General features: G+C 63.2%; 5 protein-coding genes. 4 read left to right on the plus strand and 1 reads right to left on the minus strand.

All coding sequences use genetic code 11. The annotated features are described in order from the left end of the window. Positions 1-880 (plus strand): NADP-dependent isocitrate dehydrogenase (locus ACR2JA_RS15670; protein ID WP_434010008.1); only part of this gene is annotated, 880 nt, incomplete at its 5' end. Positions 881-954: 74 nt separating this feature from the next. On the opposite strand, the gene ACR2JA_RS15675 is transcribed toward ACR2JA_RS15670, so the two are convergent. Next, positions 955-1,422, minus strand: a complete 468-nt coding sequence (locus ACR2JA_RS15675) for a DUF192 domain-containing protein (protein WP_434010009.1) — start codon at positions 1,420-1,422, stop codon at positions 955-957. A 172-nt stretch (positions 1,423-1,594) separates the two neighbouring features. Between ACR2JA_RS15675 and icd the strand changes: the two genes are divergently transcribed. The 3 genes from icd to ACR2JA_RS15690 all read left to right on the plus strand — a co-directional run. Further along, positions 1,595-2,848, plus strand: coding sequence for an NADP-dependent isocitrate dehydrogenase (icd, locus tag ACR2JA_RS15680; protein ID WP_434010010.1), 1,254 nt, complete (start codon positions 1,595-1,597; stop codon positions 2,846-2,848). A 201-nt stretch (positions 2,849-3,049) separates the two neighbouring features. Then, the gene (clpS, locus tag ACR2JA_RS15685) at positions 3,050-3,406 is read left to right on the plus strand and encodes an ATP-dependent Clp protease adapter ClpS (RefSeq protein ID WP_434010011.1); all 357 of its coding nucleotides are present in this window, start codon (positions 3,050-3,052) and stop codon (positions 3,404-3,406) included. A 93-nt stretch (positions 3,407-3,499) separates the two neighbouring features. Then, positions 3,500-4,906 (plus strand): Clp protease N-terminal domain-containing protein (locus ACR2JA_RS15690; RefSeq protein ID WP_434010012.1); only part of this gene is annotated, 1,407 nt, incomplete at its 3' end.

Genomic DNA, 4,906 nt, shown 5'->3' on the forward strand with positions numbered 1-4,906 from the left:
GGAGCAGGGCGACATCTGGCGCATGTGCCAGGTCAAGGACGCCGCCATCCGCGACTGGGTCAAGCTGGCCGTCAACCGCGCCCGCAACTCCGGCATGCCGGTGGTGTTCTGGCTCGATCAGTACCGTCCGCACGAAGCGCAGCTGATCACCAAGGTCAAGATGTACCTGCACGAGCACAACACGGCCGGTCTGGACATCCAGATCATGAGCCAGGTGCGTGCGATGCGTTACACGCTGGAGCGCGTGATCCGTGGCCTGGACACGATCAGCGCCACCGGCAACATCCTGCGCGACTACCTGACCGACCTGTTCCCGATCATGGAGCTGGGCACCTCTGCCAAGATGCTGTCCATCGTGCCGCTGATGGCCGGTGGTGGCATGTACGAAACCGGTGCTGGCGGCTCGGCGCCCAAGCACGTGCAGCAGCTGGTGGAAGAAAACCACCTGCGCTGGGATTCGCTGGGTGAATTTCTGGCGCTGGCCGTTTCGCTGGAAGACCTGGGGCTCAAGACCGGCAACGCCAAAGCCAAGATCCTGGCCAAGGCGCTGGATGCGGCCACCGGCAAGCTGCTGGACAACAACAAGAACCCGTCGCCCAAGACCGGGCAGCTGGACAACCGTGGCAGCCAGTTCTACCTGGCGATGTACTGGGCCCAGGAGCTGGCCGCGCAGACCGAAGACGCCGCGCTGGCCGCCCAGTTCGCACCCTTGGCCCAGCAGCTGACGGACAACGAGCAGACCATCGTGGCCGAGCTGGCGGCGGTGCAGGGCCAGCCGGTGGACATCGGCGGTTACTACCAGCCTGATACACAAAAGCTCGCCACCGCGATGCGGCCGAGCCAGACGCTCAACGCCATTCTGGCGTCCGCAGCCGCCTGACGGCATCTGGTGGTCCCGAAAAAAGCCCGCCGGCTGACGCCGGCGGGTTTTTTTATTCGGGTGATCGGTTCGGCTCAGTTGGCCTTTTTCGCGCTGTTGAACGGGGGCCCCCCGAGCTTGGCGCCCGCCTGGATGCCGCGCTTGGCAAACCAGCCCTGGTTCATTTCGAGCACATAGCGCACCGGCTCGGCCGAGCAGTGCGAATCCAGCGTTTGCGGCTTCATGTCGGCCAGGTTGACGATGGTTCCGTCGTCGGCGACAAAAGCCGCGGTCAGCGGCAGCAACGTGTTCTTCATCCAGAAGCACTGGCCTGCGCGCTGCTCAAACACGAACAGCATGCCTTCGTTGGCCGGCATGTCCTTGCGGTGCATCAGGCCGGTGGTGCGTTGTTCCGGGGTACTGGCCACCTGCGCATGGATCAGGTGCATGCCCGCCGACAACGTGACGCGGGGCAGCTGGAGCTGCGGCTCATCCTGGCTCCAGGCGGTGGCGCCGTGCAGGGCGGTGAGCAGGCCAAACAAGGGTGCGAGCAGGCGTTTCATGGGGCACATGGAAATGACAAGGATGCCGGAATTGTCCCTCATCCACCCTGCGCTGGCCTGGGCGGGCCGCCCGTTGCCTCGGGACTAGAATTTGCTCGCCACCCCAGCGCTGAGCAGCCCCGCGGCGGGGATCAACCCGCTGCCCACCAGACCCCACCGGAGACCCGCACCCATGTACCAGCATATCCAGGTACCCGCCCAAGGCGAGAAGATCACCGTCAACGCCGACATGTCGCTCAACGTGCCGGACGAGCCCATCGTGCCTTACATCGAAGGCGACGGCACCGGCCTGGACATCACGCCGGTGATGCTGAAGGTGGTTGACGCGGCGGTGGCCAAGGCCTACGGTGGCCGGCGCAAGATCCACTGGATGGAGGTGTACGCGGGTGAGAAGTCCACCCAGGTGTACGGCCCCGACGTGTGGTTGCCCGACGAAACCCTGCAGGCGCTGCGCGAGTACGTGGTGTCCATCAAAGGGCCTCTGACCACGCCGGTGGGCGGCGGCATCCGTTCGCTGAACGTGGCCCTTCGCCAGGAGCTGGACCTGTACGTCTGCCTGCGCCCGGTGCAGTACTTCAAGGGCGTGCCCTCGCCGGTGAAAGAGCCGCACAAGACCAACATGGTGATCTTCCGGGAGAACTCGGAAGACATCTACGCCGGCATCGAATACGAAGCCGAGTCCGACAAGGCCAAGAAACTCATCAAGTTCCTGACCGAAGAGATGGGGGTGACCAAGATCCGTTTCCCCAACACCTCGGGCATCGGCATCAAGCCGGTCAGCCGCGAAGGGACCGAGCGCCTGGTGCGCAAGGCGATCCAGTACGCCATCGACAACGACAAGCCCAGCGTGACCGTTGTGCACAAGGGCAACATCATGAAATACACCGAAGGGGGCTTCCGTGACTGGGCCTACGGCCTGGCGCAGAAAGAATTCGGTGCCGAGCTGATCGATGGCGGCCCGTGGTGCAAGTTCAAGAACCCCCGGACCGGCAAGGACATCACGATCAAGGACAGCATCGCGGACGCGTTCCTGCAGCAGATCCTGCTGCGTCCCGCCGAGTATTCGGTGATCGCCACCCTCAACCTGAATGGCGACTACATCTCCGACGCGCTGGCCGCGCAGGTGGGTGGCATAGGCATCGCACCAGGGGCCAACCTGTCCGATTCGGTGGCCTGCTTCGAGGCGACGCATGGCACCGCGCCCAAGTACGCTGGCAAGGACTATGTGAACCCGGGCTCCGAAATCCTCTCGGCCGAAATGATGCTGCGCCACATGGGTTGGAAGGAGGCGGCCGACCTGATCATCTCCAGCATGGAGAAATCCATCCAGTCCAAAAAGGTGACCTACGACTTCGCCCGCCTGATGGAAGGGGCTACCCAGGTCAGCTGTTCGGGTTTTGGGCAGGTGATGATCGACCACATGTGAGCCCGGCCGGCGGCAGCGCCGGGCTGGGGCAGAAAGCCCAAAAAACCGCCGGTGAAGTCCGCTTCATCGGCGGTTTTTATTTGCGCCTCCCTGGCCACAATGCACCATGAGCCCGCACTCGCCCCGTGTTGCCGACGCCGATGGATATTTCCTATCCCCCGCCGCCCAGTGGGGTGCGCACGGACCGCTAGAATCATTTTCATGCCTACCGAGAACCCGAAAAAGCCGCTCACCCCGGTCGCACCGCCCAGTGTCGGTAGCGACGACTCGGTCGTGCTGGAACGGCGCACGCAGCGCATCAAGCCGCCCCAGATGTTCCAGGTCGTGCTGCTCAACGACGACTTCACACCCATGGAGTTCGTGGTGCACGTGATCCAGGAGTTCTTCAGCAAGGACCGGGAAACCGCCACGCAGATCATGCTCAAGATCCACTTGGAGGGCAAAGGCATCTGCGGCATCTACACCCGAGACGTCGCCAGCACCAAGGTGGACCAGGTCTTGCAGGCGGCGCGCCAGGCGGGCCATCCCCTGCAATGTTTGAGTGAACCGATTGAATAAGCGGGAACCTCCCCCACGTGATGGTCATCTTCCGCATACTGTTCCATACGGACCACCGCTCTTCAGATCACCCCCAGCCCAAAGGAAGTGTCCATGATTGCCCAGGAACTTGAAGTCAGCTTGCATATGGCCTTTGTCGAGGCCCGGCAGCAGCGACACGAATTCATCACGGTGGAGCACCTGCTGCTCGCACTGCTCGACAACCCCAGCGCGGCCGAGGTGCTGCGCGCCTGCTCGGCCAATATCGACGACCTGCGCAAGTCCCTGACGAATTTCATCAAGGACAACACGCCCCAGGTGGCCGGCACCGACGAGGTGGACACGCAACCCACGCTGGGCTTCCAGCGTGTGATCCAGCGCGCGATCATGCACGTGCAGTCCACCGGCAACGGCAAGAAGGAAGTGACCGGGGCGAACGTGCTGGTAGCGAACTTTGGCGAGAAGGATTCGCACGCCGTGTACTACCTGCACCAGCAGGGCGTGACGCGCCTGGACGTGGTGAATTTCATCGCGCACGGTATTCGCAAGAGCGACCCGCCCGAACCGGCCAAGGGCGGTGAGAGCGCGGCCGAGAACGAAGAGCAGGGCGCTGAGACCAAGGGCAACGAAAAGCAGTCGCCGCTGGAACAGTTCACGCAGAACCTCAACCAGATGGCCAAGGACGGCAAGATCGATCCGCTGATCGGGCGCGATTACGAGGTCGAGAGCGTGATCCAGATCCTGTGCCGCCGCCGCAAGAACAACCCGCTGCTGGTGGGCGAAGCCGGCGTCGGCAAAACCGCGATTGCCGAAGGTCTGGCTTGGCGCATCACCCAGAACGACGTGCCGGAGATCCTGGCCGAGTCGGTGGTCTATTCTCTGGACATGGGCGCGCTGCTGGCGGGTACCAAGTACCGCGGAGATTTCGAACAGCGCCTCAAGGGCGTGCTCAAGTCGCTAAAGGACAAGCCCAATGCGATCCTGTTCATCGATGAGATCCATACACTCATCGGTGCCGGCGCCGCTTCGGGTGGCACTTTGGATGCCTCCAACCTACTCAAGCCGGCGCTGTCCAGCGGGCAGATGAAGTGCATCGGCGCCACCACGTTCACCGAGTACCGCGGCATCTTCGAGAAGGACGCGGCGCTGAGCCGCCGCTTCCAAAAGGTGGACGTGGTTGAGCCGACCGTGGAGCAGACGGTGGACATCCTCAAGGGCCTCAAGAGCCGCTTTGAGGAGCATCACAGCGTGAAGTACGCGGTGGCCGCACTGCAGGCCGCCGCGGAACTGAGCGCGAAGTACATCAATGACCGCCACCTGCCCGACAAAGCCATCGACGTGATCGACGAGGCCGGCGCGGCCCAACGCATCCTCACGCCGTCCAAGCGCAAGAAGACCATCGGCAAGACCGAGATCGAAGAGATCGTGGCCAAAATCGCCCGCATCCCGCCCGCGAACGTGTCCAACGACGATCGCGGCAAGCTGCAGACGCTCGAGCGCGATCTCAAGAGCGTGGTGTTC

Source organism: Hydrogenophaga sp. (assembly GCF_051007235.1).
In the GTDB taxonomy this organism is placed as follows: Bacteria; Pseudomonadota; Gammaproteobacteria; order Burkholderiales; family Burkholderiaceae_C; genus Hydrogenophaga.

Excerpts from the sequence above, each read along its gene's own strand:
- ACR2JA_RS15675 (WP_434010009.1), bottom strand. The coding sequence starts at position 1,422 with ATGAAACGCCTGCTCGCACCCTTGTTTGGCCTGCTCACCGCCCTGCAC.
- icd (WP_434010010.1), top strand. The coding sequence starts at position 1,595 with ATGTACCAGCATATCCAGGTACCCGCCCAAGGCGAGAAGATCACCGTC.
- clpS (WP_434010011.1), top strand. The coding sequence starts at position 3,050 with ATGCCTACCGAGAACCCGAAAAAGCCGCTCACCCCGGTCGCACCGCCC.